This window comes from Microbacterium sp. (genome assembly GCF_026393345.1).
Lineage (GTDB): Bacteria > Actinomycetota > Actinomycetes > Actinomycetales > Microbacteriaceae > Microbacterium.
Genome location: NZ_JAPLAI010000016.1, coordinates 1 through 18,461 on the forward strand (window position 1 = coordinate 1; position 18,461 = coordinate 18,461).

Here is an 18,461-nt window from a genome sequence, read left to right on the forward strand (position 1 = left end):
GCACATCGGGCACGTGTTCTCCTTCACGCACACCGACCTCAAGGCCCGCTTCGAGCGGATGCGGGGCAAGACGGTGTTCTACCCGATGGGCTGGGACGACAACGGCCTTCCCACCGAACGCCGGGTGCAGAACTACTACGGCGTGCGGTGCGACCCCTCCTTCCCCTACGACGCCGACTTCACGCCCCCGTTCGAGGGCGGCGACAACAAGTCGAGCCGCGCCGCGGATCAGCTGCCGATCAGCCGCCGCAACTTCATCGAGCTGTGCGAGCGCCTGACGGTCGAGGACGAGAAGCTGTTCGAAGACCTCTTCCGCCAGCTCGGCCTCTCCGTCGACTGGACCCAGACCTACCGCACCATCTCGGATGACACCATCCGCACCAGCCAACTGGCGTTCCTGCGGAACCTCGAGCGCGGCGAGGCCTACCAGGCGCTCGCGCCGACCCTGTGGGACGTGGACTTCCGTTCTGCCATCGCGCAGGCCGAGCTCGAGGACCGCGAGCAGCAGGCGTCGTACCACCGGCTCGCGTTCCACAAGACCGACGGCACCGGCGACGTGCACATCCAGACCACCCGCCCCGAACTCCTCGCCGCGTGCGTGGCCCTCGTCGCGAACCCCGACGACGAGCGTTACCAGCCGCTCTTCGGCACCACCGTCACCACCCCGCTGTTCGGCGTCGAGGTGCCGGTGCTCGCGCACCCCCTCGCACAGCAGGACAAGGGCTCCGGCATCGCAATGATCTGCACCTTCGGTGACGTCACCGACATCATCTGGTGGCGCGAGCTCGACCTGCCCAACCGCACCATCATCGGCAAGGACGGTCGGATCGTCGCCGACGCCCCCGACGCGCTCACGACGGATGCGGCGAAGGCCGCCTTCGCAGAGATCGCCGGCAAGACCGTCTTCAGCGCCAAGAAGCGCATGGTTGAGCTGCTGGAGGAGTCGGGCGAGCTCGACGAGGTCTCCAAGCCCTTCAGCCACCCGGTGAAGTTCTTCGAGAAGGGCGACCGCCCGCTCGAGATCGTCTCGACCCGCCAGTGGTACCTGCGCAACGGCGCCCGCGACGGCGACTTGCGCGAGAAGCTCATCTCCCTCGGCCAGGAGCTCGGCTGGCACCCCGACTTCATGCGGGTGCGGTACGAGAACTGGACCAACGGCCTCACCGGCGACTGGCTGGTCAGCCGGCAGCGCTTCTTCGGCGTGCCGATCCCCGTCTGGTACGGCCTGGACGAGAACGGCGAGCGGGACTACGGCCGCGTGCTGGTCCCGGATGCGGCGCAGCTGCCGGTCGACCCGACCACGGATCTGCCTCCCGGGTACACCGAGGAGCAGCGCGGCGTTCCGGGCGGTTTCGAGGCGGAGCAGGACATCTTCGACACCTGGGCGACCTCTTCACTCACCCCGCAGCTGGCCGGTGGCTGGCAGCGGGACGAGGAGCTGTGGAACCTCGTCGCCCCGTTCGACCTGCGTCCGCAGGGCCAGGACATCATCCGCACCTGGCTGTTCTCGACGATGCTCCGCAGCGCTCTCGAAGACGACCGTGCGCCGTGGTCGAACGCCGCCATCTCCGGCTTCATCGTCGACCCCGACCGCAAGAAGATGTCGAAGTCGAAGGGCAACGTCGTCACCCCGGCCGCGATCCTCGACCAGCACGGCTCCGACGCCGTCCGGTACTGGGCGGCCTCCAGCCGGCTCGGCACGGATGCAGCGTTCGACCCGCAGAACCCGACCCAGATCAAGATCGGCCGTCGCCTCGCGATCAAACTGCTGAACGCCGCGAAGTTCGTGCTGTCGTTCCCCGTGCCCGAGGGCGCCGAGATCACGCACGCGCTGGACGCCTCGATGCTCGCAACGCTCGACCAGGTGGTCCGCGACGCGACCCGCGCGTTCGAGCAGTACGACCACGCCCGCGCACTGGAGCTGACCGAGTCGTTCTTCTGGAACTTCTGCGACGACTACCTCGAGCTCGTCAAGGAGCGCGCTTACGACCAGACCGATGTCGGGCAGGCCTCGGCCGCGCTCGCCCTGCGGATCGCTCTCGACACGCTGCTGCGCCTCTTCGCCCCGGTGCTGTCGTTCGCGGCCGAGGAGGCCTGGTCTTGGTTCCAGGAGGGTTCGGTACACACCGCCGCGTGGCCGGAGCCCCTCGGCATCGAGGGCGACCCGACCGTGCTCACCACGGTCGGTGAGGCGCTCATCATCATTCGGCGCGCGAAGACCGAGGCCAAGGTGTCGCAGAAGACCGCGGTCGCCCGCCTCGTCCTCGGCGCCCCCGCCGATGCCGCCGCATCCCTCGCCCTCGCCGAGGGCGACCTGAAGGCCGTGGGACGCGTCACCGAACTGACCATCACCGACGGCGACACCATCGCGGTGTCGGACATCGAACTCGCACCCCAGGAGGCGTGACATGCAACTCGGAACCCGGTGGGACGCCCGTACGACGCCGCCGAAGGCGGTGCCGGCCGAACTGCACCCGCAGATCGCCGCGGTCGAGAATCTGATCTCCGAGGGCCAGTGGGCCTCCCAGCCGACGCCGCGGTGGACCCTCACCTGGCTCGAAGGACGCCCGGTGGCAGAACTCGACACCGGCGTGATCGTGACGCTCGATCGGGACGGCGAGGTCATCGTCCGGCATGACGAGGACGACGAGTTCGCCTGACGCTAACCTGAGCGGATGACGGATGCCGCCAACCCTCTGCTGACCGCCTCCGCGCTGCCTTACGGCCTCCCGCCGTACCCCGACATCCGTCCGGAGCACTACCTCCCCGCCTTCGAGGCGGCGTTCGCGGCGCACCGGCAGGAGATCAACGCCATCACGCGCGTCCGGTCGATGGCGACGTTCGAGAACACGATGGTGCCGCTGGAGGAGTCCGGCGCGCTCCTCGACTACGTCGGCCGGGCGTTCTCCACGGTGTCCTCCGCGGACGCGACCGATGCGATCCAGGAGATCGACGAGGAGCTGGCCCCGCGGATGGCGGCACACGGCGACGCCATCACACTGGATGCGGCGCTGTACGCCCGCATCCGGATGCTGCATGAGCGGCTCGACGACCTCGCTCTCACCCCGGAGCAGCGGTATCTGGTCGAGCGCCGATACACGGTGATGTCGCGCGCGGGCGCGGGGCTCGACGACGAGGCGAAGAAGCAGCTGTCCGAGATCAACACCCGTCTGTCCCGGTTGACCACTCGGTTCGAGAAGAATCTGCTCGCCGACACCAACGAGCTGGCGATCGTGATCACCGACCCTGCCGACCTCGACGGTCTCGGCGACGGCGAGGTCTCCGCAGCCGCACGGGCCGCCGCCGAGCGGGGCCTCACCGGCGCGTGGCTCATCGCGCTGCCACTGTTCACCGGGCACCCGTGGCTCGCATCGCTCCGCTCCCGCGACACACGTGCGCGCATCATGACCGCCTCCCGCAGCCGCGGCAACCGGGGCAACGAGCACGACAACCGCGACACGCTGCGGGAGATCGTGCGCCTGCGCGCCGCGCGCGCCCGCATCCTCGGGTACGACAGCCATGCGGCTTACGTCACCGCCGATCAGACCGCCGGCTCCCCCGACGCCGTCAGCGAGCTCCTGCGCCGTCTCGCTCCGGCCGCGGCGGCGAACGCCACCCGCGAGAAGGCGGCGCTGCAGGCGCAGATCGACACGACGGACAGCCCCTTCCCGCTTGACGCGCACGACTGGTCGTACTTCACCGAGAAGGTCCGCGCCTCCCGGTACGACATCGATCAGTCGGCGTTGCGGCCCTGGTTCGAGGCCGAACGGGTGCTGCAGGACGGGGTGTTCTTCGCCGCGGAGCGGCTCTACGGGGTGACGTTCACCGAGCGCCCCGAGATCCCGAGCTACCACCCGGGCGCCCGGGTGTTCGAGGTGCGCGAGGCCGACGGCACGCCCCTCGGGCTGTACATCCTTGACCTCTACACGCGCGACACCAAACGGGGCGGAGCGTGGATGAACTCCCTCGTCACCCAGTCGGAGCTCCGCGGCACGAAACCCGTCGTGGTCAACAACCTCAACGTGGCGCAGCCGGCCCCGGGCACGCCGACCCTGCTCACGCTCGATGAGGTGACCACCCTCTTCCACGAGTTCGGACACGCCCTGCACGGGCTGTTCGCCACCGTCACCTACCCGACCTTCGCGGGCACCGCCGTGCGGCGCGACTTCGTCGAGTTCCCGAGCCAGGTGAACGAAATGTGGATCCTCTGGCCCGAGGTGCTCGACAACTACGCCCGCCACATCGACACCGGCGAGCCGTTGCCGGGCGAGATCGTGGCGCGGCTTCGAGAGAGCGAGGCATTCAACCAGGGCTTCGCCACGAGCGAGTACCTCGCCGCGTCCTGGCTCGACTTCGCCTGGCACTCCCTCGACGCGGACACCGCCGCGGGAGTGACGGATGCGGCGGCCTTCGAGTCCGCGGCGCTCAGCGACATCGGCCTGGACGACCCCGCCATCCCGCCGCGCTACGCCTCCACCTATTTCGCGCACGTGTTCTCCGGCGGGTACAGCGCCGGCTACTACTCCTACATCTGGAGCGAGGTGCTCGACGCCGACACCGTGGAGTGGTTCCGGGAGAACGGCGGGCTGACGCGGGAGAACGGCGAACGGTTCCGTCGCCGCCTGCTCGGCGTCGGCGGGTCGACCGATCCGCTGGCCGCCTACCGCGGTTTCCGCGGACGGGATGCGGACATCCAGCCGCTTCTGGAGCGTCGCGGCCTCACCGGCTGACGTTCCGCACGGCGGAGCGGGTCAGCCGACGACCTCGTACCGCAGCCGGGCGAACTGTCCGACCGCACGTGCCTCCACGAGACGAAGCCGGTCCGACTCCACCCGCCGGGGGAACAGCGGGGCACCCCAAGCAAGCGCGACCGGGGCGATCGACAGCGCGATCTCGTCCAGCGCGCCGGCGTCCAGGAACTGGCCGGCCAGGTCGCCGCCGCCCACCACCCAGATGTCACCGTCCCCGGCGGCCTCGCGCAGGTGCGGCAACGCCTCGGCGACGGAGCCCGACACGAATCTGATGTCGGCGCCCTCCGGAACAGGCAACGACCGTGTCGTGAAGACGAATGTGGGGCGATGACCGTGGAATTCATGCCACCGCTCGGGATGAGCGAGGATGTCGGACGCGTCGAGCACCCACTCATAGGTCGTCGACCCCTCGACCAGGACCGTGGCGGTGGAGGGCACCAGCTCGGCGCTCGCCGCGTCACCGTCCGGGACGGCGAACAACCACTCCAGCGAGTTGTCTTCGTCGGCGATCCAGCCGTTCAGCGTCGCGGCGGTGTCGAAGATGATCTTTCCCATGCCCGCACCCTAGACGCGGGCACCGACACGGGGAACCGGTCAGGCGCTCTTGCGCTTCTGGGCCATCACGAAGGTGGGATCCGCACCGTCTTCAACGGCCGCTCGGGTCACGATGACCTTGGCGACGTCGGCGCTCGACGGAATGTCGAACATGATGGGGCCGAGCACGTCTTCCAGGATGGCGCGGAGACCGCGGGCACCGGTCTTGCGGGCGACGGCGAGATCGGCGATGGCCGCCAGCGCGTCCTGTTCGAAGTCGAGCTCCACACCGTCGAGCTCGAACATGCGCTGGTACTGCTTGACCAGGGCGTTCTTCGGAGCCGTGAGGATCTCCATGAGCGCGGTCTGATCGAGCGGCGAGACCGCGGCGACGACCGGCAGACGACCGATGAACTCGGGGATGAGCCCGAACTTGTGGAGGTCTTCCGGCAGCACCTCGGAGAACAGGTCGGGGGCCTCGTCCTTGCGCTGCAGCGGGGCGCCGAAACCGACGCCGTGCTTGCCCACGCGGGCCGAGATGATGTCTTCCAGCCCGGCGAACGCGCCCGCCACAATGAACAGAACGTTGGTCGTGTCGATCTGGATGAACTCCTGATGCGGGTGCTTGCGGCCGCCCTGCGGTGGGACGGAGGCGACGGTGCCTTCGAGGATCTTCAGCAGTGCCTGCTGCACGCCCTCACCCGACACATCGCGGGTGATCGAGGGGTTCTCGGCCTTGCGGGCGATCTTGTCGACCTCGTCGATGTAGATGATGCCGGTCTCGGCCCGCTTGGTGTCGAAGTCGGCGGCCTGCAGCAGCTTCAGCAGGATGTTCTCGACGTCTTCGCCGACGTACCCTGCCTCGGTCAGCGCGGTCGCATCCGCGACGGCGAAGGGCACGTTGAGACGCTTCGCCAGCGTCTGTGCCAGGTAGGTCTTGCCGCATCCGGTGGGGCCGAGCATGAGGATGTTGCTCTTCGCGATCTCGATCTCGTCGGCACGCTGCTCGGCGGAGGTGATCGTGCCCTGCGCACGGACGCGCTTGTAGTGGTTGTAGACGGCGACGGAGAGGGCGCGCTTGGCCTGCTCCTGTCCGACGACGTACTCCTCCAGGAAGGAGTAGATCTCGCGGGGCTTCGGCAGATCGAACTCGGCGACTTCGCCGGAGCCCTGCTCAGCCATCCGCTCTTCGATGATCTCGTTGCACAGCTCGACGCACTCGTCGCAGATGTACACGCCGGGGCCGGCGATCAGCTGCTGGACCTGCTTCTGACTCTTTCCGCAGAAGGAGCACTTGAACAGGTCGGCGCTCTCACCGATACGAGCCATGTTGCCCCTCTCTTTCCACGGACCTTCTCCCCCGTTTCGTCGAGCCTAACCTCTGGTGCCGACATGCGGGTGCATTGCGGCGGGCGATGTCATACCGGATACACGGACGCCCCGACCGTTTCGGGTCGGGGCATCCGGTGAACCGCATCCGTCAGCTGCCGATGGCGGCCGGCGTCCGCTTCCGGGTCGTGAGCACCTGATCGACCAGGCCGTACTCGACGGCCTCGGCAGCGGAGAGGATCTTGTCGCGATCGATGTCGCGGTTCACCTCTGCCACGGTCTTGTTCGAGTGCTTGGCGAGCGTCTCTTCGAGCCACGTGCGCATCCGCAGGATCTCCGCCGCCTGGATCTCGATGTCCGAGGCCTGGCCGTGGCCGGCCTCGCCCATCGCGGGCTGGTGGATGAGGATGCGGGCGTTCGGCAGCGCGAGACGCTTGCCGGGTGCGCCGCCGGCGAGCAGCACCGCGGCGGCTGACGCCGCCTGGCCGAGCACGACCGTCTGGATCTGCGGCGACACGTACTGCATGGTGTCGTAGATCGCCGTCATGGCCGTGAACGATCCGCCGGGTGAGTTGATGTACATGATGATGTCGCGGTCGGGGTCCTGCGACTCCAGCACGAGCAGCTGGGCCATCACATCGTCCGCGGAGGCGTCGTCGACCTGGACTCCCAGGAAGATGACGCGGTCCTCGAACAGCTTGTTGTAGGGGTCCTGGCGCTTGTAGCCGTAGGCCGTGCGCTCCTCGAACTGCGGGAGCACGTAGCGGCTGGACGGCATCTGCAGGCCCTGGGGAAGACCGAAGGTGGGGGTGTTCATCCGAGTTCTCTCTTTCGCAATGCCTGGGTGCCTAGCTGGCGGTCCCGCCGCCGCCGATGACATCGGTGGCGGACTCCCGGATGTGGTCGACGAAGCCGTACTCGAGCGCTTCCTGAGCGGTGAACCAGCGGTCGCGGTCCCCGTCCTCGTTGATCTGCTCGACCGACTTGCCGGTCTGGGAAGCGGTGATCTCGGCCAGGCGCTGCTTCATCGAGAGGATGAGCTGGGCCTGGGTCTGGATGTCGCTGGAGGTGCCGCCGAACCCGCCGTGGGGCTGGTGGAGCAGCACGCGGGCGTTCGGGGTGATGTACCGCTTGCCCTTGGTGCCCGCGGTCAGCAGCAGCTGGCCCATGGATGCGGCCATTCCGATGCCGACGGTGACGATGTCGTTCGGCACGAACTGCATGGTGTCGTAGATCGCCATGCCGGCCGTGATCGAGCCACCGGGCGAGTTGACGTAAAGGAAGATGTCTTTCTGCGAGTCCTCAGCCGCGAGCAGCAGGATCTTGGCGCAGATCTCGTTCGCGTTGTCGTCGCGCACCTCGGACCCGAGCCAGATGATGCGGTCCCTCAGCAGTCGGTCGAAGACGCTCGTCGCGACAAGGGGTTCAGCCATGTTCACTCCTGTTTCGGTGATGTGGCTTCGAATCTACCGGCGGGAATCGAGCACTCCGGCCGTGTTCGCCGTCGGCATACCCCGCGGCGCATGCGTCCCGCATCCGGGCCCGAGGCGCCCCGCGAAAACGAGAACGGGCGGGAGCCGAAGCACCCGCCCGTTCGTCGAACCGTGTCGCCTTACTCGGCGTCGGCAGCCTTGGTGGCCGGAGCCTTCTTAGCGGCCGGCTTCTTGGCGGGAGCCTTCTTCTCGGCGGGTGCCTCCGCGGCATCCGCGTCGGCAGCCTTCTTGGCCGGAGCCTTCTTCGCGGCCGGCTTGTCGGCGGCATCCGCGTCGGCAGCCTTCTTAGCCGGAGCCTTCTTGGCGGCCGGCTTCTTGGCGGGAGCCTTCTTGGCGGGGGCGGCCTCTTCGGTCTCGGTGTCGGCGGCGGCGTCGGCGATCTCCTGTGCCTCCTCGACCACGTCCTCCTCCGCGGCGGCCTCGTCCGAGGCTGCGACGAAGCCGGTGAGGTCGACGGGCTTGCCGTTGGTGTCAACGACGTTCACACGACCGAGCGCGACCGCGAGGGCCTTGTTGCGGCCGACCTCGCCGACGAGGGCGGGCAGCTGGTTGCCCTGCTGCAGCGCCTCGACGAACTCCTGCGGCGCCATGCCGTACTGCGCGGCGGACTGAATCAGGTACTGGGTCAGCTCGTCCTGCGAGACCTGCACGTTCTCCTGCTCGGCGATCTTGTCGAGCACCATCTGCGTGCGGAACTGCTTCTCGCTCGCCTCGGTGACCTCGGCGCGGTGGACGTCGTCCTCAAGGCGGCCTTCGCCCTCGAGGTGCGCGTGCACCTCGTCCTCGACGAGCTTGGCGGGAACGGGGATGTCGGCCAGCTCGATGAGCTGCTCGATGAGCTTGTCGCGCGCAGCGGAACCCTGTGTGAAGGTCGACTGCTGGGCGACGCGCTCCTGCAGGGACTCGCGCAGCTCGGCGATCGTGTCGAACTCGCTGGCGATCTGAGCGAAGTCGTCATCGGCCTCGGGAAGCTCGCGCTCCTTGACGGCCTTGACGGTGACGGAGACCTCGGCCTCTTCGCCGGCGTGGTCGCCGCCGACCAGCGTCGAGCGGAACGTGGTGTCCTCACCGGCCGTGAGGGAATCGAGGGCCTCGTCGATGCCCTCGAGCAGCTCGCCGGAGCCGACCTCGTAGGACACGCCCTCGGCGCGGTCGATCTCGGCGCCGTCGATGGTGGCGACCAGGTCGAGCTCGACGAAGTCACCGGCCTTGGCGGGACGCTCGACCGTGATGAGGGTGCCGAAGCGGGCGCGGAGCTTGTCGAGCTCCTCGTCGATCGCGGCCTCGTCGGTCTCGACAGCATCCACCGTGACGGTGATGCCCTCGTATGCCGGAAGCTCGAACTCGGGCCGGACGTCGACCTCGACCGAGACCTTGAGGTCACCGGAGAAGTCCTTGACCTCGGGGAGCTCGACGATCTCCGCCTCGGGGCGACCGACGACGCGGACCTCGTTGGCCTGGACGGCCTCGCGGTAGAAGGAGTCGAGGCCCTCGTTGACGGCGTGCTCGAGCACGGCGCCACGACCGACACGCTGGTCGATGATCGGGGCGGGGACCTTGCCCTTGCGGAAGCCGGGGACCTGAACGTCCTGTCCGATGTGCTCGTACGCGTGCGCGATGGAGGGCTTCAGATCCTCGGGCGAAACCGTGATGTGGAGCTTGACCCGGGTCGGGCTGAGCTGCTCGACGGTGCTGGTGACCATGCCTGTTGTTCTCCTCTTCTTCCCTCGACAACACGCGGGGACTGAAGGTCTGGGGTCTCGAGGGCCGTTCGTCGGGGCGACAGGATTTGAACCTGCGGCCTCCCGCTCCCAAAGCGGGCGCTCTACCAAGCTGAGCTACGCCCCGGGCGGGCAGCACCTGACGTGCGCCGACAACGGCCCCCAGAAGTCTAGCCGACGCGGCAGCCGATCGCGGCCCCCGCCGAATCCGGTGCGCACGCGGCACAACGGCGGAGATTCCACGCGACACGCCGCAGATTCCGGGGGCGCGGCGATGGGCTGGTCACGATCTCCGCCGTTGTGTCGGCCGGAGTCGTCGCGGCTGGAGGTGGGTCCGAGGTCCGTATAGACTGTCGGATGCTGCGCCCGCATCGGTCGCGGCGGACAACCGAATACGCGAGTACCGGCGGAAAAACGCCGAAATTCGGGGCTGTAGCTTAGTGGTAAAGCCTCTGTCTTCCAAACAGATGATGCGAGTTCGATTCTCGTCAGCCCCTCTCTCTTTTGCTCCGATGCCCGGCCCCGTCCGAGCATCGGAGCTTTTCTTTCGGCGCTAGCATCCGAGGATGCTGGAACTGCGCCCGAACTGTGAGTGCTGCGACCGCGATCTCGCGCTCGACGACCCGAACGTGTTCATCTGCACCATGGAGTGCACCTGGTGCGGTGACTGCGCCCGCGACCTCGCGGACACCTGCCCGAACTGCGGCGGCGGACTGACCCCGCGACCGATCCGCCCCGCATCCTGGCTCGCGCGGTATCCGGCTTCGACCACCCGCGTCTTCGCGCCGGATTGCCGCGAACGCCTCACCGCGTCCCGCGCATAGCGACGCCGCATCCGTCCGCCCGCTCGCCGCTCACCGCCCGTCGTTCGGAGTCCCCGGATCCTTCGTTCGGAGTCGCCAGTTCCTTCGTTCGGAGTCCCGGGTTCCTTCGTTCGGAGGTCGGCTACGACACGCCGTTGATTGCCCCGCGAAGTCACGCCCAGGCACCCGATCTCCGAACGACGGCACCGGATGCAGGAGCAATCTCCGAACGACGGCACTGGGCGCGGAAGCGATCTCCGAACGAGGGGCCGCGTGCACGCAGTTCGGACGAGCTCGGGTCAGGCTGACTCGACCCGCTCCACGGGGAGGCCGGAACGCCAGGCGTTGAGGGCGAGCACGACGGCGAAGGCCGTGAGCACGACACCGGCGGCCAGCATCCCGAGGGTGAACGCGGCACTGCCCAGCGGGGCACCCAAGGGACTCAGGCCCAGCGCGATCCCGCCGAACGCCGCGACACCGAGCTCCCCACGCCAGATGTGCGACCACTGGCGCCAGAGGCGTTGCGACGGCGAGCCGGGGCGGATCGCCGCGGCGTGCCGGGCCAGCGACCGGTTGTATGTGAGCTTCTTCAGCAGCGAGACGGCGATCATCATGGCCGTCGCCACCGAGATCACGCCGTAGACGGTGACGACGAACCAGAACTGGTCCGCCGCGGATCCGCCATCCGACAGCACGAGGTCGCCGCGCGCGTCGAGGATGACGGGCACGACGAGCACCAGCATCCATGCCACGACGGCGGCGGCGAGCAGAATCACGTGCAGGCCGGCACCGATCGGGCGCAGGTCGACGCGGAAGCGCCCGGTGGACGACGGGGAGTCGTCGCCGACGCCCCACCGGCCGCGCGCCGCGTACTGACCGAAGAAGAACGCGACCATCGAAAGCAGCAGAATGAGCGCCGGCGCCGCGATCGTGCGGGTGCCACCGACGTCGTCCGGGAACGCCGAGCTGATCGAGTTGTCACCGCCGGTGTACAGCAGGAGCCATCCGATCCCGGCGATGGCGGCGAGAAGCGCGAGTGCACCGACAGCGTTCGCCACGATCGCAAGGAGCGGTGCAGCCTTCTGCATCGAGCCCGCGCGCCGCCGGGCGGCGATTTCTCCGGCCCCCGCGCGCCGGCGTGCGGGAGTTTTCTTCTTCGCCATGCGTGGACTTCCTGCGTAGGCCATTGCCGGCACCGATCGATCGCGGAGCGTCGAGGGCCGTTTCCGGCGGATCGGTCGCGGAGCGTCGAGGGCCGCTACCGGCGGATCGATCGCGGAGCGTCAGTCTAGGTTGCCGGCCCAGGATGCTCCGACCGCCTGTGGACGCCCCGCGACGGCGGCGGCGTGCGCGGACGGCTCAGGATGCGGGGAGCGCCGTCCGGTGCTCTTCGGTGTGGGCCAGGTACGCGGCGGCGTTGCGGAGGAGCCCGGCCCGCTCCTCGGCGCTGAGTTCTCGGCGGACCTTCGCGGGGACGCCGGCGACCAGGGATCCGTCGGGGATGACCGTGTTCTCGAGCACGACCGCTCCCCCGGCGATCAGGCATCCGGCGCCGATGACGGCACCGTTGAGGACGACGCTGCCCATGCCGATGAGCGATCCGTCGCCGATGGTGCAACCGTGCACGACGGCGTTGTGCCCGACCGAGACGTCTTCGCCGATGACGACGGGCGAGCCGCGGTCGACGTGGACGGCCACGTTGTCCTGCAGGTTGCTGCGGGCGCCGATCGTGATGCTGTCGCCGTCGGCGCGGAGCACCGCGTTGTACCAGACGCTCGCCTGCGGCCCGAGCCGCACGTCGCCGACGACACGAGCTCCCGCGGCCACGAACGAGGTGTCATCGAGGCGCGGCGTGGCGCCCCCGACGGACAGGACGGATGCGTCAGCTGCGACGGTCATACCCCGACCCTACCCACGCGCGAGGGCGTCGGTGATCGCCGCCTCGTACTGCGGACGCAGCGTGTCGGCGAACGACACCGTGAGGTGGTCCTGGTCGCGGTACAGGTTCGCGCCCCCGACGACGGGGAAGCAGGTGTCCTCGTCGCAGTACACGTCGGTGAAGTCGAGCAGGGTCACCCCGTCGGCCCCGGTGGCTGCCTCGCGGAGCGGGTCGTCGGTGACGAGCACATCGGCGCGCGCGCCGGTGCAGTCGGCCGCGTCCCGAGTGCGCAGGCACTTGTTCGGGTCGGTCTCCCACACCGGATTGTCGACGACCGTGATCACCGGCACGCCGACCGCGGTCATCGCACTCCACGCGTCCCGGTACCCCGCGACGGCCGCGTCGTACGACGAATCGAACCCCGCGGACGCATACGGCGTGGTCGCCAGCGCCGCGGTGAACACCGCATCCGGGGGCGTGTCGTCAAGCGCCGCGATGACCTGCTCCCGCCAGTCCGCGCACGCCGCGCCGAAGGCGCCGCCGGTCGCGAGGGGGGTGGTGTTCCACGGGCACGCACCCTTGAAGTAGGTGATGAGCTTCCAGCCGTTGTCGGCGGCCATCCGCTGGAACGTCGACAGCAGCTGGAAGGCGTGGCTGTCGCCGACGAGGGCGACGACGGGGGCGTTCGCATCCTCGGACCCGAACGTGCACGACACCGGCCGCGAGTCGTTCAGCTGCACGAAGCACTGCTGGTCGTCGGGACTGTCGGCACCGGCGAAACCGGGCGAGGGCAGGATCGTGTCGCCGAACTCCGTCCCCTCGCAGGAGGCGTCGAGCACGGATGCGGCACCGAAACAGGTGGGCGGATCCTCGCGCAGCTCAGCGAGCTGCTGCACTCCCTCGCGGTAGGCGGGGGCGTTGAGGGCCCACCCGCCGCCAGCGACGAGCGCCACGACGACCATCGCCGCGAGCGCGGACCACAGGCTCACGCGGGGGCGCCGCAGCGTCAGGCCTTTCCACCGGCGCACCGGGTCCTCGACGAAGCGCTTGGTGAGCCAGGCCAGGACGAAGCAGATCACGAGCAGCGCGACGCGGTGATAGATCGACAGTCCCCAGAAGGGCACCGAGGGCGCGATGACGATGAGCGGCCAGTGCCACAGGTACAGCGAGTACGAGATGTCGCCGACGAAGCGGGCCGGACGGACGGCGAGCACGCGCGTCGGCTGCCACCATCGACCCGTGTTGGCTGCGGCGATGACCGCCGCCGCCCCGAGCGCGGGGAGGAGCGCCGCATACCCCGGGAACGGTGTGTTGCCGTCGAAGCGGAAGGCGGTGTAGACCAGCGCGATCACTCCGGCCCAGCCGAGCAGGAAGCTGAACCAGGCGTTCCGCACCCGCAGGGCCGGCACCAGCGCGATCATGGCGCCGAGGCCGAACTCCCACATCCGTCCGAAGGTGACGAAGTAGGCCGGGGCGGGCTGCAGCGCGGTGAAGACGATGCAGAAGACGAGCGAGGCGACACTCACGACGCCGAGCAACGCGATGATCGCGGCGCGCGTGCGCCCGCGCCACAGCTTCACGCCGATCCATGCCGCCAGGAGCATGAGCAGCGGCCACATCACATAGAACTGCTCCTCCAGCGACAGCGACCAGTAGTGCTGCACGGTGGTGGGGTCGCCGGTGTGGTTGAGGTAGTCAGCCGAGGTGAAGGCCAGATACCAGTTCTCCACATAGAAGGTGGAGGCGATGATCTCGCCGATCTCGCGGGCGAGCCCCGACACCGGGAAGAGATACGGCGTCGACACGGCGAGGGCGCAGAACAGCAGCACGAGCAGGGATGCGGGCAGCAGGCGTCGTGCCCGGCGGGCCCAGAACTGCGCCAGCTTTACCCGGCCCGTCGCGGTGATCTCCCGCAGGAGGTGCCCCGTGATGAGGAACCCGGAGATCACGAAGAAGACGTCGACGCCGACGAATCCGCCGGGAAGCCGCCCCGGCCAGAAGTGGTACAGCACCACCAGGAGAACGGCGATCGCGCGCAGACCCTGCACGTGCGGGAGGAAATGCGACGGCTCCGCGTGCTCGGGCGAGCGACGTTCCGGCTCTCGGCGCAGGAGTCGGCGCGGGGTGTCGAGGTCCTGCGGGGCGCGGGGCTGATCGGGCGCTGTCACCCCACGACGCTAATGCCTCCGCATCCGTCTGCCTGCCTTCGACGCGGTCTGCGCACCGCCTTCGCCGGTGGGGCCGCGGAAAAGGCCTGATAAGCACAGCCTCAACTTGCTTGCGGAATGTGTGGGGATGGCTAGCGTTGAACCATCACGCAGAGAATTCTGTACGACACGGAGGCACAAGATGACGAACACCCACACGATTCCCGCCAGCGCAGTCGACCCGACGATCGCGGCTGCCGCAGCCCAGTTCCTGACCCCGGTGACGATCGGCCTGCAGTCCCTCGAGGTCAACGGCAAGCAGGCGCACTGGAACGTGCGCGGCGCCAACTTCATCGCCATCCACGAGCTCCTCGACACCGTGGTGGAGCACGCCCGCGACTGGGCCGACTCGACCGCGGAGCGCATCGTCGCCCTGGGCCTGCCGATCGACGCGCGCCTCTCGACCATCGCGACCAAGGCCAAGCCGTCGCAGATCCCCGCCGGCTTCACCCAGTGGGACGACATGATCCGCGCGATCGTCGCCGACATCGACGGCGTGCTGGTCGACCTGCAGACCGCGATCGACGGTCTCGACGAGATCGACCTCACCAGCCAGGATGTCGTCATCGGCATTCGCGAGGGCCTCGAGAAGGACCGCTGGTTCCTCTCGGCCCACCTCGCCGAGTAACACGCCCCGTCCTCGAAGAGGCCTCCGCTCCGGCGGGGGCCTCTTCGTCGTCTGCGACCCGGTTCAGGCGAGATGGAGGATGCGGCCGGCGCGGAGCGTCGCGCGCACCTCCATGCCGCGAAGCTCCGCCTCATCCGTCGTGAACGGATCGGCGGCGCACAACACGAGGTCCGCGCTCTCCCCCACGGCGACCGCCGACGGGCGCTGCGACCCGCCCGCGGTGGAGGCGGCCAGCGCCGCCGACAGCGGGAGCGCCTCATCCGGCCGCCAGGCCTCGCGGCCGTCGCGGGTGCGGAAGACGGCTCCGGCCATCGCTGCCCATGGGTCGAGCGGCGACACCGGGGCATCCGATCCGAGCAGGAGCGTCGCGCCCGCGTCATGCAGCGACCGCAGCGGGTACGCCATCGCGGTCTGCTCCGCCCACAGCGCGTCAGTGAGGTCCCGGTCGTCGAGCGCGTGCTCGGGCTGGACGCTGGCGGCGACCCCGAACCGGGCGAAGCGAGGCAGGTCGGCGTGCGCGACGAGTTGGGCGTGCTCGATGGTCCCCCACGCGCCGGTGACCGCGAACGCGTCGAGCGCCTGGGTATTCGCGACGTCGCCGATGGCGTGGATCGCGCTGGCGAGGCCGGCGCCGGTGGCGCGGGTCATGAGGTCGAGGAGTTCCGCCGCACCGACCGTCAGCATCCCGTGGTCGTGGCCGCCGGGGTAGGGATGCGTGCACGCCGCGGTGCGGGTGCCGAGCGACCCGTCGGTGATGACCTTCAGCGCGCCCACCTGTACGAGGTCGTCAGGGGCGCCCCGGAGCGCGTCGCCGGTGCGAAGGCCCGCCGCGATCGCGCGGTCGAGGTGCTCGGGGTAGATCCCGAACCGAACCCGCAGCGCGTCGAAGCCGGTGGCCACCCGGCGCTGCCAGGCCTCCTCGTTCCATGCCATGTCGAGATCGACGATGCCGACGACGCCGCGGGCCGTGGCGCGCTGCGCCATCTGGGCGACGAGCGGGTCGGCGATCGCGGGATCGACGGCGTTCAGTCGCCGCGAGATCTCGAACGCGGGCTGTTCACGCAGCATCCCGTCGTCCGAGGACACGCCCTCGCGGCGAAGCGCGGCGGAGTTCAGCCACACGCTGTGCACGTCGGCGTTGATCAGATACGTCGGGATCTCCCCAGTCGCCGCATCCAGCAGCTCCAGAGAGGGCGTGTCGGGCCAGAACGCGTCCCGGAACCCGGTGCCGATGCGCCGGCCATCGGCGAGCACGGGCGCCCCCGACATGGCATGCGCGGCCTCGGCGGCGGATGCGGTGTGCCCGAGCGGCACACGTTCGGCGACGAGCGCCCATTGGGTGACATGCACGTGGTGGTCCCACAGGCCCGGCAGCATCCACGCCCCGTCGGCGTCGAGCACCGCGCCGGTGGGCGGGAGTACGCCAGCGGGCGCGATGTCGGCGATGCGCCCGCCGTGCAGGAACACGTCGAACGGGCCGTCGTCGGGCAGCAGTTCGCTGCCCGGGCCCGCGATGCGGACGCCGGTGACGGTCGCTGCGGTCTCACCCCGCGCGATCACGGGCGCGGCCGGGCGTCGAGGGCGCGGCGCATCTCGGCCGCCAGCGCCGGGTTCGCGAAGGCACCGTCGGCGCCCAGCTGCTCGATAATGTGCTCGACCACCTCGTGCGGCCGGTTCTGGCTGAGCTTGCGCTTGGCGACCACCCGGGTCGGGGTGAGCCGGAAGCCGACGGTGCCGCGCTCCAGCCGCTCGACGAACGCGGCGTCGTTCGGCCGTTCCCACAGGAGGCGCGGGTCGGGTTGCGCGCTCTCGAACCGGGCGACCAGGCGATCGAGCACGCGCAGGTTCTCATCCGGCGACAGCACCTCGGGCACCCCGGTGAGGTGCGCGGAGACGAAGTTCCAGGTGGGGACGTTGGGCCCGTCGCCGTACCAGCCGGGCGAGATGTACCCGTGCGGGCCCTGGATCACGATGAGGAGCTCCCGCTCGCCGAGGCCGTGGATGAGGTCGTCGGGCTTTCCGACGTGTCCGACCACGGTGAGGTCGTCGCGGTCCTGGTCGAGCAGCACCGCGTAGTGCGAGGCGATGAGACCGTCGGGGGTGCTGCTGACGAGCGTCGCCCAGGGGTTGTGCTCGATCAGTCGGCGCAGTTCGCCGACATCGGTCAGCGCGAAGCTCGGGTTCTGACGCATGCGCCCAGCTTATTTGCGCGCGGACGACCCGGGCATGCTCAGGCCTGGCAGCGGGGGCACCAGTAGAGCTTCCGTGCGCCCATCTCCTCCAGCACGATGTGCGTGCCGCAGACCCGGCAGGGTTCCCCGGCGCGGTGATAGACCCAGTGCCGGTCGTCGCGGTGGGCCATGGCGGCCCGCCACCGCTCCGGCGTGAGGTCGTCCATCGTCATCATCTGGCCGGTCTCGACGCCGATCGCGAGCAGCCTCGCCCAGTCCCGCCAGAGTTCGCGGACGACGTCCTCCGGTACGTCGCGGCCGGGGGTGTGCGGGTTCAGACGCGCGCGGAACAGCATCTCCGCGCGGTACACGTTGCCGATGCCGCTGACGACGCTCTGGTCCATCAGCAGCAGACCGATGGGGGTCGCCTTCTTCCGCACCGCCGCGACGAAGCGTTCCTCGTTCTCCGCCGGGTCGCCCACGAGCGGGTCGGGGCCGAGCTTCGCGATCGTCGCGAGCATCTCGTCCGGGGTCTGCACCTGGCAGGCGGTGGGGCCGCGGAGGTCGGCGCAGGTGACGTCGGTGAGGAGGCGCAGCCGCACCTGCCCGACGACGGGCGGCGGCCATTCCGGTCCCTCGGCCGGGAGCCCGGTCGTCTGCTCCGACATGCGCACGTGCACGCGGGCCTTCCGCGGGGCACCGATGGAGGTCAGCGAGTTCTCCCCCGCCGCATCCATGATCGGCTCGTCCGGGAGGATCGTGCCGCGCTGGTTGGTCTGCCCCATCCGGCCGTTCGCCGAGGCGATCGTGGGGTCCGCCTGGATCTCGCCGGCGAAGTCCCATGCCCCGTAGAGCCCGAGGTGCACGCGCAGCCACAGGTCGCCCTCGAAGCCGAGGAACATCGGCCTGCCGACCGCGCGCGCGACCTGCGCCTCGCGGCCGTCG

General features: G+C 69.4%; 16 protein-coding genes and 2 tRNA genes. 6 read left to right on the forward strand and 12 right to left on the reverse strand.

Features of this window, described 5'->3' with window-relative positions; all coding sequences use genetic code 11:
* The 3 genes from valS to NT132_RS02465 all read left to right on the forward strand — a co-directional run.
* Positions 1-2,407: valine--tRNA ligase (gene valS / locus NT132_RS02455; protein ID WP_297784261.1), on the forward strand; the 2,407-nt coding region annotated here is incomplete at its 5' end.
* Between the two features lies 1 nt (position 2,408).
* Positions 2,409-2,660, forward strand: a complete 252-nt coding sequence (locus NT132_RS02460; RefSeq protein ID WP_297784263.1) for a hypothetical protein — start codon at positions 2,409-2,411, stop codon at positions 2,658-2,660.
* 15 nt (positions 2,661-2,675) lie between these two features.
* Positions 2,676-4,730: a M3 family metallopeptidase gene (locus NT132_RS02465; RefSeq protein WP_297784266.1), complete on the forward strand. Its 2,055-nt coding sequence runs from the start codon at positions 2,676-2,678 to the stop codon at positions 4,728-4,730.
* 21 nt (positions 4,731-4,751) lie between these two features.
* Here the strand turns inward: NT132_RS02465 and NT132_RS02470 are convergent, their stop codons facing one another.
* The 6 genes from NT132_RS02470 to NT132_RS02495 all read right to left on the reverse strand — a co-directional run bounded on the left by NT132_RS02470 (position 4,752) and on the right by NT132_RS02495 (position 9,955).
* Entirely contained in the window at positions 4,752-5,306 is a 555-nt protein-coding gene (locus NT132_RS02470) for a dihydrofolate reductase family protein (RefSeq protein WP_297784269.1), read from the reverse strand.
* A 39-nt stretch (positions 5,307-5,345) separates the two neighbouring features.
* Complete coding sequence (clpX, locus tag NT132_RS02475) at positions 5,346-6,614, reverse strand: ATP-dependent Clp protease ATP-binding subunit ClpX (protein WP_297784272.1); 1,269 nt, start codon at positions 6,612-6,614, stop codon at positions 5,346-5,348.
* Between the two features lie 151 nt (positions 6,615-6,765).
* The gene (locus tag NT132_RS02480) at positions 6,766-7,431 is read right to left on the reverse strand and encodes an ATP-dependent Clp protease proteolytic subunit (RefSeq protein WP_297784275.1); all 666 of its coding nucleotides are present in this window, start codon (positions 7,429-7,431) and stop codon (positions 6,766-6,768) included.
* A 31-nt stretch (positions 7,432-7,462) separates the two neighbouring features.
* Entirely contained in the window at positions 7,463-8,047 is a 585-nt protein-coding gene (locus NT132_RS02485; RefSeq protein WP_297784278.1) for an ATP-dependent Clp protease proteolytic subunit, read from the reverse strand.
* A gap of 179 nt (positions 8,048-8,226) precedes the next feature.
* On the reverse strand, positions 8,227-9,810 hold the full coding sequence (tig, locus tag NT132_RS02490) for a trigger factor (protein WP_297784281.1): 1,584 nt from the start codon (positions 9,808-9,810) through the stop codon (positions 8,227-8,229).
* 71 nt (positions 9,811-9,881) lie between these two features.
* Positions 9,882-9,955: transfer RNA gene (locus NT132_RS02495), tRNA-Pro, on the reverse strand.
* Positions 9,956-10,254: 299 nt separating this feature from the next.
* Between NT132_RS02495 and NT132_RS02500 the strand changes: the two genes are divergently transcribed.
* Together NT132_RS02500 and NT132_RS02505 are read left to right on the forward strand one after the other, a co-directional pair.
* Positions 10,255-10,325, forward strand: a tRNA-Gly gene (locus NT132_RS02500).
* A 69-nt stretch (positions 10,326-10,394) separates the two neighbouring features.
* Positions 10,395-10,652: a DUF1272 domain-containing protein gene (locus NT132_RS02505; RefSeq protein ID WP_297784284.1), complete on the forward strand. Its 258-nt coding sequence runs from the start codon at positions 10,395-10,397 to the stop codon at positions 10,650-10,652.
* A gap of 278 nt (positions 10,653-10,930) precedes the next feature.
* Here the strand turns inward: NT132_RS02505 and NT132_RS02510 are convergent, their stop codons facing one another.
* The 3 genes from NT132_RS02510 to NT132_RS02520 all read right to left on the reverse strand — a co-directional run bounded on the left by NT132_RS02510 (position 10,931) and on the right by NT132_RS02520 (position 14,678).
* The gene (locus NT132_RS02510) at positions 10,931-11,794 is read right to left on the reverse strand and encodes a hypothetical protein (protein WP_297784287.1); all 864 of its coding nucleotides are present in this window, start codon (positions 11,792-11,794) and stop codon (positions 10,931-10,933) included.
* Between the two features lie 196 nt (positions 11,795-11,990).
* Entirely contained in the window at positions 11,991-12,530 is a 540-nt protein-coding gene (locus NT132_RS02515) for a gamma carbonic anhydrase family protein (protein WP_297784290.1), read from the reverse strand.
* A 9-nt stretch (positions 12,531-12,539) separates the two neighbouring features.
* Positions 12,540-14,678, reverse strand: coding sequence for an acyltransferase family protein (locus NT132_RS02520; RefSeq protein ID WP_297784293.1), 2,139 nt, complete (start codon positions 14,676-14,678; stop codon positions 12,540-12,542).
* A gap of 181 nt (positions 14,679-14,859) precedes the next feature.
* Between NT132_RS02520 and NT132_RS02525 the strand changes: the two genes are divergently transcribed.
* Complete coding sequence (locus NT132_RS02525; RefSeq protein WP_297784296.1) at positions 14,860-15,345, forward strand: DNA starvation/stationary phase protection protein; 486 nt, start codon at positions 14,860-14,862, stop codon at positions 15,343-15,345.
* Between the two features lie 63 nt (positions 15,346-15,408).
* Here NT132_RS02525 and NT132_RS02530 read toward each other — a convergent pair whose 3' ends face one another.
* The 3 genes from NT132_RS02530 to NT132_RS02540 all read right to left on the reverse strand — a co-directional run.
* Positions 15,409-16,860, reverse strand: a complete 1,452-nt coding sequence (locus NT132_RS02530; protein ID WP_297784305.1) for an amidohydrolase family protein — start codon at positions 16,858-16,860, stop codon at positions 15,409-15,411.
* 41 nt (positions 16,861-16,901) lie between these two features.
* Positions 16,902-17,537 (reverse strand): FMN-binding negative transcriptional regulator, encoded by a 636-nt coding sequence (locus NT132_RS02535; RefSeq protein WP_297784299.1) that lies wholly within the window; start codon positions 17,535-17,537, stop codon positions 16,902-16,904.
* Between the two features lie 38 nt (positions 17,538-17,575).
* A partial coding sequence (locus NT132_RS02540; protein WP_297784302.1) for an Fpg/Nei family DNA glycosylase occupies positions 17,576-18,461 on the reverse strand: 886 nt, incomplete at its 5' end.

What these genes read in the sequence shown, in the direction of transcription:
- NT132_RS02460 (WP_297784263.1), top strand. Translation starts at nt 2,409, where the DNA reads ATGCAACTCGGAACCCGGTGGGACGCCCGTACGACGCCGCCGAAGGCG.
- NT132_RS02480 (WP_297784275.1), bottom strand. Translation starts at nt 7,431, where the DNA reads ATGAACACCCCCACCTTCGGTCTTCCCCAGGGCCTGCAGATGCCGTCC.
- NT132_RS02510 (WP_297784287.1), bottom strand. Translation starts at nt 11,794, where the DNA reads ATGGCGAAGAAGAAAACTCCCGCACGCCGGCGCGCGGGGGCCGGAGAA.
- NT132_RS02485 (WP_297784278.1), bottom strand. Translation starts at nt 8,047, where the DNA reads ATGGCTGAACCCCTTGTCGCGACGAGCGTCTTCGACCGACTGCTGAGG.
- NT132_RS02525 (WP_297784296.1), top strand. Translation starts at nt 14,860, where the DNA reads ATGACGAACACCCACACGATTCCCGCCAGCGCAGTCGACCCGACGATC.
- NT132_RS02465 (WP_297784266.1), top strand. Translation starts at nt 2,676, where the DNA reads ATGACGGATGCCGCCAACCCTCTGCTGACCGCCTCCGCGCTGCCTTAC.
- NT132_RS02470 (WP_297784269.1), bottom strand. Translation starts at nt 5,306, where the DNA reads ATGGGAAAGATCATCTTCGACACCGCCGCGACGCTGAACGGCTGGATC.
- NT132_RS02535 (WP_297784299.1), bottom strand. Translation starts at nt 17,537, where the DNA reads ATGCGTCAGAACCCGAGCTTCGCGCTGACCGATGTCGGCGAACTGCGC.
- tig (WP_297784281.1), bottom strand. Translation starts at nt 9,810, where the DNA reads ATGGTCACCAGCACCGTCGAGCAGCTCAGCCCGACCCGGGTCAAGCTC.
- NT132_RS02515 (WP_297784290.1), bottom strand. Translation starts at nt 12,530, where the DNA reads ATGACCGTCGCAGCTGACGCATCCGTCCTGTCCGTCGGGGGCGCCACG.
- NT132_RS02505 (WP_297784284.1), top strand. Translation starts at nt 10,395, where the DNA reads ATGCTGGAACTGCGCCCGAACTGTGAGTGCTGCGACCGCGATCTCGCG.
- clpX (WP_297784272.1), bottom strand. Translation starts at nt 6,614, where the DNA reads ATGGCTCGTATCGGTGAGAGCGCCGACCTGTTCAAGTGCTCCTTCTGC.